General features: G+C 69.8%; 15 protein-coding genes. 6 read left to right on the top strand and 9 right to left on the bottom strand.

Annotated features, from left to right (window positions below):
- Positions 1-29: 29 nt before the first annotated feature.
- The 5 genes from FHU13_RS21265 (at position 30) to FHU13_RS21245 (ending at position 5,361) form a co-directional block, all read left to right on the top strand.
- Positions 30-776 carry a nucleotidyltransferase family protein gene (locus FHU13_RS21265; RefSeq protein WP_183437841.1) on the top strand — a complete coding sequence of 249 codons (747 nt, stop codon included), beginning with the start codon at positions 30-32 and terminating at the stop codon, positions 774-776.
- A gap of 45 nt (positions 777-821) precedes the next feature.
- Positions 822-1,271, top strand: coding sequence for a tellurite resistance TerB family protein (locus FHU13_RS21260; protein ID WP_183437840.1), 450 nt, complete (start codon positions 822-824; stop codon positions 1,269-1,271).
- Between the two features lie 221 nt (positions 1,272-1,492).
- Positions 1,493-3,547 (top strand): ATP-binding protein, encoded by a 2,055-nt coding sequence (locus tag FHU13_RS21255; protein WP_183437839.1) that lies wholly within the window; start codon positions 1,493-1,495, stop codon positions 3,545-3,547.
- A gap of 153 nt (positions 3,548-3,700) precedes the next feature.
- Positions 3,701-3,904 (top strand): DUF3311 domain-containing protein, encoded by a 204-nt coding sequence (locus FHU13_RS21250; protein ID WP_183437838.1) that lies wholly within the window; start codon positions 3,701-3,703, stop codon positions 3,902-3,904.
- Positions 3,901-5,361, top strand: coding sequence for a sodium:solute symporter (locus tag FHU13_RS21245; protein WP_183437837.1), 1,461 nt, complete (start codon positions 3,901-3,903; stop codon positions 5,359-5,361). Before FHU13_RS21250 ends, FHU13_RS21245 begins: the two co-directional genes overlap by 4 nt.
- A 34-nt stretch (positions 5,362-5,395) precedes the next feature.
- Here the strand turns inward: FHU13_RS21245 and FHU13_RS21240 are convergent, their stop codons facing one another.
- The 5 genes from FHU13_RS21240 to FHU13_RS21220 all read right to left on the bottom strand — a co-directional run bounded on the left by FHU13_RS21240 (position 5,396) and on the right by FHU13_RS21220 (position 8,762).
- Entirely contained in the window at positions 5,396-6,280 is an 885-nt protein-coding gene (locus tag FHU13_RS21240) for a metallophosphoesterase (RefSeq protein ID WP_183437836.1), read from the bottom strand.
- Positions 6,277-7,176: a diacylglycerol/lipid kinase family protein gene (locus FHU13_RS21235; protein ID WP_183437835.1), complete on the bottom strand. Its 900-nt coding sequence runs from the start codon at positions 7,174-7,176 to the stop codon at positions 6,277-6,279. Before FHU13_RS21235 ends, FHU13_RS21240 begins: the two co-directional genes overlap by 4 nt.
- A gap of 84 nt (positions 7,177-7,260) precedes the next feature.
- Positions 7,261-7,779 (bottom strand): DUF3016 domain-containing protein, encoded by a 519-nt coding sequence (locus FHU13_RS21230; protein ID WP_183437834.1) that lies wholly within the window; start codon positions 7,777-7,779, stop codon positions 7,261-7,263.
- On the bottom strand, positions 7,776-7,991 hold the full coding sequence (locus tag FHU13_RS21225; protein WP_183437833.1) for a hypothetical protein: 216 nt from the start codon (positions 7,989-7,991) through the stop codon (positions 7,776-7,778). The genes FHU13_RS21230 and FHU13_RS21225 overlap by 4 nt, the downstream gene beginning before the upstream one ends.
- Positions 7,992-8,201: 210 nt before the next feature.
- Positions 8,202-8,762, bottom strand: coding sequence for a helix-hairpin-helix domain-containing protein (locus FHU13_RS21220; RefSeq protein ID WP_183437832.1), 561 nt, complete (start codon positions 8,760-8,762; stop codon positions 8,202-8,204).
- 352 nt (positions 8,763-9,114) lie between these two features.
- On the opposite strand from FHU13_RS21220, the gene FHU13_RS21215 reads away from it, so the two are divergent.
- On the top strand, positions 9,115-10,308 hold the full coding sequence (locus tag FHU13_RS21215) for a patatin-like phospholipase family protein (protein WP_183437831.1): 1,194 nt from the start codon (positions 9,115-9,117) through the stop codon (positions 10,306-10,308).
- Positions 10,309-10,435: 127 nt separating this feature from the next.
- Here the strand turns inward: FHU13_RS21215 and FHU13_RS21210 are convergent, their stop codons facing one another.
- From FHU13_RS21210 to FHU13_RS21195, 4 genes are all read right to left on the bottom strand, one after another.
- Complete coding sequence (locus tag FHU13_RS21210) at positions 10,436-10,564, bottom strand: TFIIS helical bundle-like domain containing protein (protein ID WP_183437830.1); 129 nt, start codon at positions 10,562-10,564, stop codon at positions 10,436-10,438.
- Between the two features lie 101 nt (positions 10,565-10,665).
- Complete coding sequence (locus FHU13_RS21205; RefSeq protein ID WP_183437829.1) at positions 10,666-11,835, bottom strand: MFS transporter; 1,170 nt, start codon at positions 11,833-11,835, stop codon at positions 10,666-10,668.
- 74 nt (positions 11,836-11,909) lie between these two features.
- Complete coding sequence (locus tag FHU13_RS21200; protein WP_183437939.1) at positions 11,910-12,908, bottom strand: GNAT family N-acetyltransferase; 999 nt, start codon at positions 12,906-12,908, stop codon at positions 11,910-11,912.
- Positions 12,909-13,122: 214 nt separating this feature from the next.
- Positions 13,123-13,509 (bottom strand): DUF2267 domain-containing protein, encoded by a 387-nt coding sequence (locus tag FHU13_RS21195; protein ID WP_183437828.1) that lies wholly within the window; start codon positions 13,507-13,509, stop codon positions 13,123-13,125.
- Positions 13,510-13,637 lie beyond the last annotated feature (128 nt).

The raw sequence follows: 13,637 nt of genomic DNA, 5'->3' as shown, positions 1-13,637 counted from the left end.
CTCCTCCCGCACCGACCCGTGAACGCGTCATGAGCGACGAGCAGAATCCCAAAAAAATCACCCGCGCCTTCGTGCTCGCGGCGGGACTGGGCAAGCGCATGCGCCCGATCACCGCGACGGTGCCGAAGCCCCTCGTCGAGGTCGCCGGCAAGGCGCTGATCGACCACGCCCTCGACCGGGCTGCCCAAGGCGGCATCGAGACCGCGGTGGTCAACGTCCACTGGCTTGCCGACCTGATGGAGGGCCACCTTTCTCACCGCACCGGGGCACCGACCATCGTCGTATCCGACGAGCGGGACGCACTGCTCGAGACCGGCGGCGGCGTGAAGAAGGCGCTCGACCGGTTCGACGGCGAGCCCTTCGTGGTGTTCAACTCCGATTCGTTCTGGCTGGAGGGGCCGCGGCCCAATCTCGGCCGGCTCATCGAAACCTGGGATCCCGACACGACGGACATCCTGCTCCTCGTCGCCCCGACCGCGACGAGCCTCGGCTACGACGGGGCGGGCGACTTCGACATGGACTCGGACGGCCGGCTGAGCTGGCGCGGCGAGCGCGAGGTCGCGCCCTTCATCTACGCCGGCGTGGCGATCCTGAAGCCGGAGCTGTTCGCCGACACACCGGAGGGATCCTTCTCCCTGACCCTGCTGTTCGACCGGGCGATCAAGCGGAACCGGCTCCAGGGCCTGCGCCTGGACGGGCAATGGCTGCATGTCGGCACGCCGGAGGCGATCGAGGCGGCCGAGGCGCGGGTGCGGGAAAGCGCGCGGATCGTTTGACCGGCAGCTCCGTTGTCGGGGCTCTACGGCAGGGTTTTGTCAGATATGGGCCTTCTTCACGACGCGGTCGAGCGGTTCCGCACCACTCTCAAGGCCTATGCCGGCGACGAGGCGCTGATGCAGGCGGCGGTCTCGGCCTGCGCCAATGTCGCGGTCGCGGACGGCGAGCTGATGAGCGAAGAATTCGAGACGGCGCTCGCCGGCATTCGGGCGAACCCGATCATCGAGAAGGGCTACGACAGCCTGATGCTGGAGCATGCGCTCTACAAGGGGCTCGGCCGCGCCCGCACCCGTGCCGGCCGCGCCGAGAACCTCGTGCGGATCGGCGCGATCGCCGAGCGGCCCGAGGAGCAGCGCCGCAACGTCTTCCTCGTCGCAGCGGATGTCGCCGACCACGAGGGCATCGGCCGCGAGGAGTATGCGGCCCTGGCCGAGGTCGGCGCGGCGCTCCGGCTCGACGGAAACGTGCTGCTCACGCGGTTTCCGGAGGTGTGAGCCGGTTGCAAGTGGATCGGTTTGGTTGTGTGCTTCCCCTCGCCCCGCTTACGGCGCTTGGAGAAGCCCTGCGGTATCCGACCGAGACAAATCCACCTTTACCGCTCATCCACCCTTAAGCGTCTTTCTCAAGCGGTGCTTCACGCGCGGCTGGCACTGTCGCTCCCCTGACGAGCCGGGCTTCCGGTCTCGGCCGGGCTTGGGGGACTTCCGTGGAACCGATGACCCTTGCGGTGAGCGTGATGGGCCTGAGCATCGCGGCGGCGATGCTGGCGCTGATCCTGGCGTCGCTGCGCCGCCGCGAACCGGTCGTGCCGGAGTCGGACATGACGGAGGCGCTCCAGGACCGGCTCTGGCAGATCGCCGAGAGCGAGGAGCGCTACCGGGTACTGGTCGAGGCCACGACCCAGGCCGTGGTGCAGCGGGACGGGCAGGGGCGGATCACCTTCGCCAGCGAGGGTTTTGCCGCGCTGCTCGGCATGAAGCCGCTGGAGCTGATCGGCTCGACGCTGACGCCGCAGGTGATCGAGCGCGGCGCGGTCGAGCAACGAGCCGACGGCGTGCGGGTGGTCGAAGAGCGTCTGGTGCCGGTGGACGGCGTGCCCCGCTGGTTCTCCTTCATCGAGATGCCGGCGGCCGGCACCGCGGACGGGCCGAGCTGGCTGCGGGCGGGCAAGGACGTCACCGAACGCGTCGAGGCGGCGCGCTCCCTCGACGAGGCGAAGAGCCGGGCGGAGGCCGCCAATGTCGCGAAATCCCGCTTTCTCGCCACCGTCAGCCACGAGTTGCGCACGCCCTTGAACGGCATTCTGGGCATGGCCGACCTGTTGCTGGAGACGCGGCTCGACCCCGAGCAGCGCACCTATGTCGAGGCGTTCCGCACCAGCGGCAAGGCACTGCTCGGCCTCGTCGACGGCATTCTCGACTTCTCTCGTATCGAGGCCGGCCGTCTCGACCTCGCCGCCGAGCCCTTCGATGTCGCCGCCCTGGTCGAGGGCGTGGTCGAGCTGCTGGCACCTCGCGCCCAGGACAAGGGCCTGGAGATCGCCCTCGACATCGCCGACGACCTCGCGGCCCTGCGCGTGGGCGACGCCGACCGGGTGCGGCAGATCCTCGTCAACCTCGCAGGCAACGCCATCAAGTTCACGCAAGGGGGCGGCGTCGGCGTCAGCCTGGCCCAAGCGGAGGAGGGATTCGTCCTCACGGTCGAGGATACCGGGCCGGGCATCCCGGAAGATCGCATCCCGATCCTGTTCGAGGAGTTCGAGCAGGGCGACGACAGCGCGAGCCACGAGGGCACCGGCCTCGGCCTCGCCATCACCCGCCGCCTCGTGGAGCGCATGAACGGCACGATCGAGGCGCGTTCGACGGTGGGGCGCGGCTCGACCTTCCGGGTCGTGCTGCCGCTGCCGGCGGCGGAGGGCGCAAAGGCCCCCGGTGCCCCGAGCCTCGCTCCGCGGAAGGTGCTGATCGTCGCCGCCTCACCGTTTCAGGCGCCGTTCCTGGCACGGCGGCTCAGCCGCTCGGGCGCGGCGGCGGTGGTCGCCGGCAGCGCGGAAGCCGGCCTCGACGCGCTCGCGGGCGTGGCCTTCGACGCGCTCATCGCCGACCGCAGCCTGGGCGACGCCGCCGTGCGGCGGCTCGCCGCCGAGGCCGCCCGCAGCGGCGTGCGCTGCAGCCTGATCCTGCTCTCACCCTTCGACCGACGGGAGTTCGGCGCCCCGAATGCGGCGGGCTTCGACAGCTACCTGATCAAGCCGGTGCGCGCCCGCTCGCTGTTCGATCGCCTGCTGGAGCCGAGGGCCACCCCGGCCCGCGGCCCCACCGGCGCGCCGCCCCAGCCCGCAATGGCCGAGCCGGCGGCCGGGCCAGCACTGGCCGCGACCGCCGAGCCGGGCCGCCGGGTTCTGCTGGCCGAGGACAACCCGATCAACGCGCTGCTCGCCACCAAGGCACTGGAGCGGCTCGGCGCACAGGTGATCCACGCCCGCGACGGTGTCGAGGCACTGGCAGCGGCGGAAGGAAAGGGGCCGTTTGATCTCGCGCTGATCGACATCCGCATGCCCGGCCTCGACGGCCTGGAAGCCGCCCGCCGCATCCGCGCCCGCGAGGCCGAGACTGGCGCAGCGCCGCTCCACCTCGTGGCACTCACCGCCAATACCGGCCGCGAGGACGTTGCCGCGGCCTTCGCCGCCGGCTTCGACGGCTTCCTGCCCAAGCCGCTCAATTTGCGGGCCTTGCCGGGGCTGTTGCAGCGCCGCGCCGAGGCGGCCTGAGAGGCGGTTTGCGAGGCGGCCAAACAGAAAAGAGGAATCCGTCCCCTCGCCCTGGTGCAAATTCTGCCTCATGGTCCTGCGCCGAACCGACGGGGAACGCATGACCGGACCACGAGGCTGTTATCCTGAGGTATTACCCGGGAGGGCCGGGCGATGAAGCAGCTTCGATGGCTCGCGGCTTTGCCCGCTCTCGGGATGCTGGCGGGGCCGTTCTTCCTCAACCGGGTCGAGCCGATGGTGCTCGGCATGCCGCTGCTGCTGGCGTGGCTCGTCGGCTGCACCGTGGCGACCTCAGCGATCATGGCGCTGATCTACCTCACCGATCCCGCCAATCGTGGGCCGGAGGAGGGAGCATGAACGCGGCGCTTCCGATCATCGCGCTCGCCGTCGTCGTGGCGCTCGGCCTCGGGCTTCGGGCGCGCTCCGGGCACGACATGGACATGGAGCAGTGGAGCGTGGGCAAGCGCGGCTTCGGCACGCTGCTCGTCTTCCTGCTGATGGCGGGGGAGATCTACACCACCTTCACCTTCCTCGGCGGCTCGGGCTGGGCCTACGGCAAGGGCGGGCCGACCTACTACATCCTCTGCTACCTGACGCTGATCTACGTCATCTCCTACTGGATCCTGCCGCCGGCCTGGCGCTTCGCCAAGGAGCGCAACCTGTTCTCGCAGCCCGATTATTTCGCCGCGCGCTACGACAGCCGCAGCCTCGGCATCTTGGTCGCGCTGGTCGGGATCGTGGCGCTCGTTCCCTACATGGTGCTTCAGCTCAAGGGGCTCGGCATCATCGTCGCCACGGCCTCCTACGGCGCGATCTCGCAGACCCTGGCGATCTGGATCGGCGCGGCGGTGCTGACCGTCTACGTGATGGTCTCCGGCGTGCGCGGCTCGGCCTGGACCGCCGTGCTCAAGGATTTCATGATCCTGTTCGTGGTGATGTTTCTCGGGATCTACTTGCCCTATCACTACTACGGCGGCATCGGGGAGATGTTCACTGCGATCGATACGGCGAAGCCCGGCTTCCTCGCGCTGCCGGATCGTGGCCAGAGCGCGACGTGGTTCGCCTCGACCACGCTGCTCACGGCGCTCGGCGGCTGGATGTTCCCGCACATCTTCGCCTCGATCTACACCGCGAGCGATGCGCGCACGTTCCGGCGCAACGCAGTGTTCCTGCCGCTCTACCAGCTCATGCTGCTGTTCGTGTTCTTCGCCGGTTTCGCAGCCGTGCTCCAAGTGCCGGGGCTGACGGGGCCGGACGTCGATCTCTCTCTGTTCAAGATCGCGCTCCAGACCTTCCCGCCGTGGTTCGTCGGCGTCATCGGCGCCACCGGCGTTCTGACCGCCCTGGTGCCGGGTTCGATGATCCTGATCGCCGGTTCGACCTTGATCGCACAGAACCTCTACCGGCCGCTGGCGCGGAACGCGACCGACGCCACCACCGGCCGGCTCGCCAAGGGGATCGCACCGCTGCTGGCGCTCGCCTGCGTCGGCTTCACCCTCTACGGCGGCGAGACCATCGTGCAGCTCCTGCTGATCGGCTACGCGGTCGTCACGCAGCTCTTCCCGGCCTTCTTCTTCAGCCTGTGGGCCAACAACCCGCTCACCCGCGCGGGTGCAATCGCGGGCATCCTGGCCGGCGTGGCCGCGGTGGCGGTGACGGTGGTCGGCGGCTACACGCTCGCCAAGCTCGCCCCCGGCCTGCCGGGGCCGGTGCAGGATCTGAACATCGGCGTCGTAGCGCTGGCGCTCAACCTCGCGGTGGCCTTCGCCGTCAGCCTCACGGGCGGAAGCGCGCGGCGGACGGCGCTGCCCTGAGCTTCGTGAGTCTCGGAAACACGAGGCCGGGCGGTCAGCGCCCGGCCGGTGCCGGTTCGCCCGTCGGCGCCTCCGCGGCAGCGGGCAGGGAATCGTCCTCCCGCGCATCCTCGAAGGCCTTACCGGTCCAGATCCGCACGGTGACGGTGGCTCGCCCATCCTCGACGACGATGCGGTTATAGGCGTTGGGCTCGTTGCCGCGCAGCCGCGTCGAGGTGGCCGAGCCTGCCTGCACCGCGAGCAGCCGCGCGCCGCATGCTTCCGCCCGGCCGCGATCGACCGCGACCGCATCGGGTTCGACGCCGGTCTCCGGCGCCTCGGCGAAGCGGGAATAGTGCCGGTGGAGATGGCCGGCCAGCGTCAGTCCGACACCGTGGCGACGAAAGGCGTCCAGCGCCTCGTCGGCGCGCCCGACCAGGCGGGCCTCCGCGTCCCAGGGCGGCGGCATGAAGGGATGGTGGCCGACCACGATCCGGAAGACGTGGTCCGGCAAAGCCGCCAGCCGCTCCTCGGTGCGGGCGATCTGCGCCCGGGTGATCTTTCCCTGCGACCAATCCGTCTCCGGCGCCCAGGTCCGCACCGTGTTGAGGCAGACCACCGCGATCTCGTCGTCGAGGAAGGTCGGCTCGGTATTCTGCGCGATGAAGCGGCGGTAGCGGCCGAACGGATGGAAGAAGCGGGTGAAGAGCTTGAAATAAGCGATGTCGTGGTTGCCCGGCACCGCGATCCAGGGCGCCGACAGCCGGTCGAGGAAGGCGCGCGCCTGCGCGTACTCCCTGCGCCGCGCCCGCATGGTGAAGTCGCCGGATGCCACGATCAGGTCCGGCGGATCGCGGTTCAACTCGGCGGCGAGCCCCTCGACCACCGCTGGGTCGGTGCGCCCGAAATGCAGGTCGGAGATGTGGGCGAGCCGTCTCACTGGACCGGGTCCGGCACGATCACGGTGAACGCACGGGGCATCAGGCGGTAGCGCAGGGGCGGGGCAATCAAGCGGACCTCTCCATCGTTCATCACGCGCAGCGCGCGCCTCCGGGCGGAGACGGCGAAGCGGGTCACACCGCGGCGCTCCAGGCCCGGCAGGTGGCGCCAGCGGCCGAGCCCGAGCCCGAGCGCCAGACGGGCGACGCGCCACGGCGAGAGACCGCGGGCGATGTAAAGCGTCAACTCGCCGCCATCGACCTGGGTCCGTTCCAGAATTTTTCCCGGCCCCTCCGCGTAGTCGTTGTTGACCACCGCGAGCAGTCGAAAGCGCAGTCGGGTCCGCCGCCGGCCTTCCGAGAGCACGGCGGAGAGGCGCGGATAGGGTCCGAGATGGCGCAGGGCCACCGCCGCAAGTCGCAGAAGCGCCGAAATGCCGATGCGCCCCCCGCGAAAGGCTTCGCGGTGACGGACCATGCGGGCGGGCATGCCGAGCACCGAGTTGATGAGGAAGAGGTGTCCGTTGACGGTGCCGACATCGACCGCACGGGTATGCCCCGCCGCGAGCACCCTGATCGCCGCGTCGAGGTCGAGCGGGACGCCGAGATCCTTGGCCAGCAGGTTCATGGTGCCGAAGGGTAGGATTCCGAGCGCCACGCCGCTGCCCGCGAGCATTCCGGCCGCGCAATTGAGCGTCCCGTCTCCACCCGCCACCGCCACGACCGTGACGCCCTCGGTACGGAGAGCGGCCCGTAGTCGCTCGGGCAAGGGCAGGGTTTCGTCCGGTTCGGGGAGGAGGTCGAGACCGGCCGCCCACAGCCGCGCGCGGATCGCGTCCGTCGTCAGGCCGGCGGCGAAGGTGCCCGACGCGGCGTTGGCGACGAGGACGATCCGCATGTTGCTCCGAGACTCGCCCGTGTCCGGCCTGTGATGATACGGACATCGCAGGCTCGGGCGTCGGGCGTGTGACGGAACCCGTGATCAGCCCGGCGGCGGACGCCGCTGCACGAAGCGCGCCTGGAACCAGTCCCGCAGCACCTCGCGCTCGTAGAAGAAGGTCTGCCCGGACGAGAGGCGGTTGGCACGCAGCAGGAAGTTGATGTCGCTGACGGTCTCCTCCGCCGCCAGCACCGTGCGACCACGCTCCTTCAGGGCGTAGCGCAGGCGGAAGCGGGGCGGGGTGATGTCGGTCACCACCCGTACGCCCTGGGCAGCGCCGAAGCTCGGCTGGTCGAGCCCGGCGAGGTCGATGTCGAGCACCGCGATGTCCAGCGTCTGGCCCGGCGCCAGCACCGGGTTGCCGAGCGCCTCGAACAGACGGCGCATCTCGGCCAGCACGACCCGCGGCGACAGGCCCGAGCCGAAGCGGTTCTGGGCATCGGTGTAGCGCTCGGGCGCGACGAAGGTCACCCGCACCTGCGCCGCTGCGGTCGAGGCAGCGAGGGGCATGGAGAGCGCGGCGGCCAGCACCACCAGCCGGGCGCGCGCCGCCGCCGTCATTGCTGCGCGCGCTTGAGGATCGCCTGCAGGGCTCGGGCAACCGGCTCGGTGATGGTGCGCCGGTACTTGCGGTGGACGAGCTGGCCGTTGTGGTAGATGTCCTGCTCGACGTAGAGCCGCTCGCCGTCCCAGCGGACGATGTTGTCGGATTCCGTCGTCTCCTCGACGCCCAGATCCCGACGGAGGATCGGTGCGCCGGATGTCGTTTGCATGGAGCGGCCTCGGCCTTAGCTTGAGAGAACGTCGCCCCTGTTTAGGGCCTCGGCGCGCGCTGTACCAGGGTCGGATGCACGGTGCGGTCACCGCAGAGCGGTCTTCCGGTTTCTCTCAAGCCCACTTGTCTCCTGGAAAAAGCTCTTGGAAATGCCTCCTCACGAACCGGAAGCGCCCATCGGCGCGAGGCCTTCACAGGATCGGGGCCGCTACTGCACCGTCACCTGATCTTTGATGCGCTGGTAGGTGGCCCGGTTGAGGACGCGCTTGCTGAGGAGTTGGTCGACGGACGTGTAGGGCCGGTGCTGGATGATGGCACGACCGATGGCGCCGCCGCCCTTCAGCCCGTTCAGGTCGGCGAGCGAGGCGGTGTTGAGATCGACCACGGCGACTGCGGCGGGCGGAGCGTTCTCCTCGGCCTCGACGGCCGGGTCCGGCGGAGCGGATGTCGCCGTCTGCGCGGCCGGGGGTAGGGCCGGTGCGGGATCGGCCGGCAGCGGGGCGGGTGGAGGCGGGGCCTCGGCGACGGGCCGTGTCGGCTCCCTCATCTGCTCCTTTGCCGGCTCGACCGGCCTCACCACACGCACCGGCTCGGGCGGAGGCGGTACGGGCGCAGGTCTCGTCGGCTGGCCGGAGGGAGTGGTCGCGGCGGCCGGCGCCGTACTCCCCGGCTCCGGGCCATGCAGCCAGACCGACTGGACGATCCAGGCCAGGCCCGCCGCCGCCACGATCAGGAGGACGACCCGCAGGATCGCCGATCCGCTCAGCATAGTGGCCTCCCCGCCGAAACACGCACGCGGGACAACATCGAGGTCTCGTGCTCGGCTCCGGACATCGCTGGGACTCTAACCTGCGGGCACGGCTCGAACATATGACAAATCCGAGAGACAGGACACGATGCTGCACCGGCCGTCGGGGCATCCCTCCCTCAAAGTCCCGCACAAGCGAGCGAGCACAGGAGGGGCCGCGCGAGGCGATCGCTCCGGGCGACCTCGGCTCACGTTGTGACAATGCGGCACCAGCGGACGCCCAAGCACCGCGGCCCCATGCGGGAACGCAATACGGCCAAGCTCGTTTGGTGTAGGCTGGCCCCCTTCCATCGGGCTTGTTCGGGTCATGTCGATGCCAAAGGGTTTCCGCTGGTCGCGCCTGCTCCTCGCCGCGGCGGTTGCCGGGCAGGCTGCCGCCTGCTCCTCGCTGCCGCGGACGAGCTACACCAAGAACGAGGCGGAGGCGGCGACCGTCCCCGGCATGGTCGGCGTGCGGGCCTATGCCGATGCCGGTGCTGCCGACTTCGTGGCAATGGCGGCGCACCCGCAAAAGAAGCGTCAAGCCTTCAGCTATCTCGCGCTCTCGGGGGGCGGCGGTGACGGCGCCTACGGCGCCGGCGTGCTCAACGGCTGGACCGCCTCGGGCAAGCGGCCGGAATTCACCATCGTCTCCGGCGTCTCGACCGGCGCCCTGATCGCGCCCTTCGCCTTCCTCGGGCCGGCTTACGATCCCTATCTCACCGACATCTACACCAGCGGCATCGCCGAATCCCTGGTGCAGAGCCCGAGCCTCGCCAACGTGCTGTTCGGCTCCGGCCTGTTCGGCGATGGGAGGCTGCGCAACCTGATCGCCCGCTACGTCACGCCCGACCTGCTCCAGGCGATTGCCGAGGAGCACGCCAAGGGTCGCCGCCTGCTCGTTGTGACGACGAATCTCGATACGCAGCGCGCGGTGATCTGGAACATGGGCGCCATCGCCGCGAGCGGCGCGCCCAACGCGGTCTCCCTCTTCACCGACGTGCTGACCGCCTCGGCCAGCATCCCGGCGGTGTTCCCGCCCCAACTCCTCGACGTGCAGGCCGAGGGCCGCGCCTTCCAGGAGATGCACGTCGACGGCTCGGTGGTGACACCGGTCTTCACCTTGCCGCAATCCTTCCTGGTGCGCGACGGGCGCTTCCGGAGCGCCGGCAAGGCCGACATCTACGTTGTCATCAACGGGCGGCTGGAGCCCGAATTCGAGGTGACCAAGAACAACACCCTGTCGATCGTCGAGAAGTCCTTCACCACCGCCAGCCGCGCCCGCTCCCGGACGACGCTGCTGGCCACGGACGTGTTCGCCCGGCGCAACGGGATGGGCTTCAATCTGACCTATATCGACGAGACCGCGCCGCAGACCACCACGGCCCGCGGCTTCGACACCGCCTACATGCGCAGCCTCTATCAGTACGGCTACGAGGCCGGCCGCACCGGCCAATTCTGGCAGCCGAACGTGCCGGCCGCGCCGTTGGTCAAGAGCGTCGTGCGGGAGGCGGTGGCGGGGCGCTGACCCCCGCTTCGTCGGTCTCGCAGGGCGAAACGCAGCGGCTCGGAGCCGAGGCGCTCTGCGTGCGTGAAAAATGGGCCGCGCCGCCCTTTCGAGCGGCCGGCCCTCGGGTCGTTGCCTCGCGGCGAGACTACCTGCGCAGGATCTTCGTCACGAGGCGGCCGATCGGGCTGCTCGATTCGGTGTTGCGGTCGTCGCGGGCGACGACGCGGTCGTCGGTGCCGAGGATCTTGGTGACGATGCGTCCGATGAGGCTCATGGTCGGGCTCCTTCGCTTCGTAGGGACATAACAACGGTGCAGCTTCGACGAGATAACGGGTGCCGCCGGGGCAGCGTTCCGTGGCCCGTCGCACCCGATCCTCAGCCGGCACCTCCCCGCATGAGGCTTCGAACCACCGGCACTGCGTAAAGCGCGAAGAGCAGGCTCATGGCGACGGCGAAGCCCTGGGGCGGGGCGAGGTCCATGCCGCCGCCGATCAGCGGCGGCCCGAGCATCAGCCCGGCATTGTAGAGCATCACGAAGGCGGCGTTGGCGCCCGCCAGATCCGGCCCGCGCAAGGTCGCACCGAGATGGGCGAGGCCCACAGTGTAGAGCGTGCCGACGATCCCGCCCCAGATGAAGAGCAGTGCGGTGAGCCCCGGCAGCGAGGCGGAAACCGCCGGGATCAGGGCCGCGCCGAGCGCACCTGCAAGGCTGCCGCCGAGCAGGACGAGGCGCCGGTCCACCCGGTCGGCGAGGAGACCGATGGGGATCTGGAACACCACGTTGCCGAGCGCTACGGCGCTCACCAGGGCAGCGGCGATCTGCGCGTCGAGGCCGATGCGCAGGCCGTAGAGCGGCAGGATCGCGAAGGCGCCCGCCTCCACCGCTCCGTAGAGGGCAGCGGCCAGCACCGCGAGCGGCGCGAGGCGCAGATAGGTCACGATCCCGCCCCCCTCGTCGTGCCCGAGTGCGGGCGAGAGGTTGCGAGCCAGCACCAGCGGCGTGAGGCCGAGGAAGAACAGGGCCGAGCCGGCGAGATACGGCGCGAGGCCCTCTGTGCCGAGCAGGGTCAGCAGGGTCGGCCCGATGGCGAAGCCGATCGCCAGGACCGTGGCGTAGACGCCCATCACCAGGCCGCGCCGCTCGGGCGGGGCCGCGTCGTTGATCCAGTACTCGGAGAGGACGAACAGCACGCCCATCGTCGTCGAGAAGACGAAGCGGAGGGGAAACCACACGACGAGGTCGGGCAGGAGCCTGAAGGCGGTGAGGCACAGGCCGCCGAGCACGATCGCCAGGATCAGCAGGCGCACCACGCCGACCCGCGCGGCGAGCCGCGGCACGAACGGCACCGTGACGATCGCCGCGAACCCCGCCACCGCCGTGTTGAGGCCGATGACGACGCTCGACGCGCCCATCCGCTCCATTTCCAGCGACAGGAGCGGGATCGACAGGCCGAGCCCCGTGCCCACCACCGCCACGCAGGTGATCGCGGCGGCCATCGCGCCGAGCCGGTCGCGATCGGAGAAGGGGGCGGAGACGGCGGTCATGACCTTGCGACGAAACTTAGGGGTGGAGGGCGTCCGCCTCAGCAGGCCCCGGCCTCCTCCGCAACCCGCCGCGATCAGGCGGCGTGCCGATCCGCACCCGCGCCGAAATGGCCGATATAGCGCGCGGAGATCGCCGAGACCGGCAGCACCACGAGCACGTCGGTGGTGCCGAACTGGCGGTCCACCACGGCGCCGTCGCCGAAGGTCGCCCCGACCCGGAGATACCCCTTCACCAGCGGCGGCAGCACCATCAGCGCCGCCTTCGGATCGACCGCCTCCTTCGCCAGCCGGTCCATCGCGACGTAGCGCTCCGGCAGGGCGCAGGCCCGCCACGCCTCGGGGGCGCGGGCGTGATGATGGAGGAAGCTCAAGGGCAGCGCCAAGCGATCCGGATCGGTCCCCTCCAGGCTGGCGCAGCCGAGCATCGCGTCGATGCGGTGGTGCAGCACGTAGGTCCAGATGCCGTGCCACAGGAGTTCGACGGTGCGCTTGGTGCGGTAGGCCTTCAGCACGCAGGAGCGGCCGAGTTCGAGGAAGCGCTTTCCCGGATGGCGCTCCAGCAGAGGCGCGAGGTCGTACTCGCCCGAGGAGTAGAAGCCGAAATGCGCCTCCGCCCGGTCCTGGCGCAGCAGGCGGTAGGTGCCGACCACCTTCGGCCGGGACTTGCGGAAGGGCTTCGCCTCGGTCGCGGTGTGGTCGATCACCAGGAGGTGGTCGCAGATCGCATCGTAGGCATCGACATCCCGGCGCTTGAATGCGGCCATGCCCGTCGGCACGGCCGACATCTCCTCGTAGAACACGCGGAAGCGCAGGCGTTGCGCCCGCCGGATCTCGGCCTTGGTGGTGGCGAGCCGTACTTCGAGCGGGCCGATCCGGCCAAGACTGGGATCGAGCCCCGGCTCGAGCAGAGGGCGCTTCGCCCGGTTCTTCAGGAGGATCGGCGCACCGCCGGGAAGGGCGAGGTCGCCGCCCTCGAAGGTCTGACGGAAGCGGGCGAAGGGAGCCTGGACCTTGCTCTCCCAACCGGCCTTCCACGCCGCCGTCGCCTCACGCGGGGAAAAATTCGGCAGCATGGTCGACACGATCCCGTCGTGGCGGAGGCCGCGCGATGCGCCCTCTTGCGCGGCGACAACACCACGAAGGCCGCACGCTTTTATGACGGAGATCTTCTCGTCTTGACAGAGACTTGCGCGAAGCCATTGCGGGGCTCCGCGCGAAGTTCCCGTGGTAGCCGACGAATGAAATCTGGCTAACGATCGCAAGGGCTTGTCGGAAGATCCTGCCGGCTCAGACGAACTGGTTCAGGCCCGGGATCGAGCCGACGATCGGACCCATCACGTCCTCGCCCGCCTTCTCGCGGCCATAGGCGAACAGTTCCTGCCCGAGCGGCTGCATCTGGTTCATCGGCACACCGGCCGAGATCAGCTTCTGGCCGAGCGCCATCACGCCGCCTCCCATCATGCCGCCGAGCATGCCCATCAGCCCGCCGCCGCCGTCCGACGCGTTCGCCTCGGCCAGTGCCGTCTCGGAGCCCGGAAGCGCGGCCAGCAGCTGGCTCACCTCCGTCGCCGGTCCCTCCTTCTGCAGGAAAGCGAGGATGTGCCCGATCGCAGTCTTCGCGGTCGCGGCGTCGAGGCCCGTGCGGTTTGTGACGCGGGCAATCAGCTCTTCCATGAAATATGTCCTCTCTGGCAGGTTTTTCGTCTGTCCGATGCGGCGGCGGCGAAATCAAGGGTTGCCCGTTGCCAGGGGCCCTGGATCAGGCGCGTGGGGCGCCATACCCTGTTCGCCGCAACGGTGAC

The sequence above is a fragment of the Methylobacterium sp. R2-1 genome, assembly GCF_014191355.1.
In the GTDB taxonomy this organism is placed as follows: domain Bacteria; phylum Pseudomonadota; class Alphaproteobacteria; order Rhizobiales; family Beijerinckiaceae; genus Methylobacterium.
The sequence above is the reverse complement of the archived record's forward strand: the minus strand, read 5'-3'. Positions and strand labels throughout refer to the sequence as shown.

Coding starts and splice junctions, on each gene's coding strand:
- FHU13_RS21265 (WP_183437841.1), top strand. CDS start 30: ATGAGCGACGAGCAGAATCCCAAAAAAATCACCCGCGCCTTCGTGCTC.
- FHU13_RS21200 (WP_183437939.1), bottom strand. CDS start 12,908: ATGCTGCCGAATTTTTCCCCGCGTGAGGCGACGGCGGCGTGGAAGGCC.
- FHU13_RS21260 (WP_183437840.1), top strand. CDS start 822: ATGGGCCTTCTTCACGACGCGGTCGAGCGGTTCCGCACCACTCTCAAG.
- FHU13_RS21205 (WP_183437829.1), bottom strand. CDS start 11,835: ATGACCGCCGTCTCCGCCCCCTTCTCCGATCGCGACCGGCTCGGCGCG.
- FHU13_RS21225 (WP_183437833.1), bottom strand. CDS start 7,991: ATGCAAACGACATCCGGCGCACCGATCCTCCGTCGGGATCTGGGCGTC.
- FHU13_RS21245 (WP_183437837.1), top strand. CDS start 3,901: ATGAACGCGGCGCTTCCGATCATCGCGCTCGCCGTCGTCGTGGCGCTC.
- FHU13_RS21215 (WP_183437831.1), top strand. CDS start 9,115: ATGCCAAAGGGTTTCCGCTGGTCGCGCCTGCTCCTCGCCGCGGCGGTT.
- FHU13_RS21255 (WP_183437839.1), top strand. CDS start 1,493: ATGACCCTTGCGGTGAGCGTGATGGGCCTGAGCATCGCGGCGGCGATG.
- FHU13_RS21250 (WP_183437838.1), top strand. CDS start 3,701: ATGAAGCAGCTTCGATGGCTCGCGGCTTTGCCCGCTCTCGGGATGCTG.
- FHU13_RS21210 (WP_183437830.1), bottom strand. CDS start 10,564: ATGAGCCTCATCGGACGCATCGTCACCAAGATCCTCGGCACCGACGAC.
- FHU13_RS21220 (WP_183437832.1), bottom strand. CDS start 8,762: ATGCTGAGCGGATCGGCGATCCTGCGGGTCGTCCTCCTGATCGTGGCG.
- FHU13_RS21235 (WP_183437835.1), bottom strand. CDS start 7,176: ATGCGGATCGTCCTCGTCGCCAACGCCGCGTCGGGCACCTTCGCCGCC.
- FHU13_RS21230 (WP_183437834.1), bottom strand. CDS start 7,779: ATGACGGCGGCGGCGCGCGCCCGGCTGGTGGTGCTGGCCGCCGCGCTC.
- FHU13_RS21195 (WP_183437828.1), bottom strand. CDS start 13,509: ATGGAAGAGCTGATTGCCCGCGTCACAAACCGCACGGGCCTCGACGCC.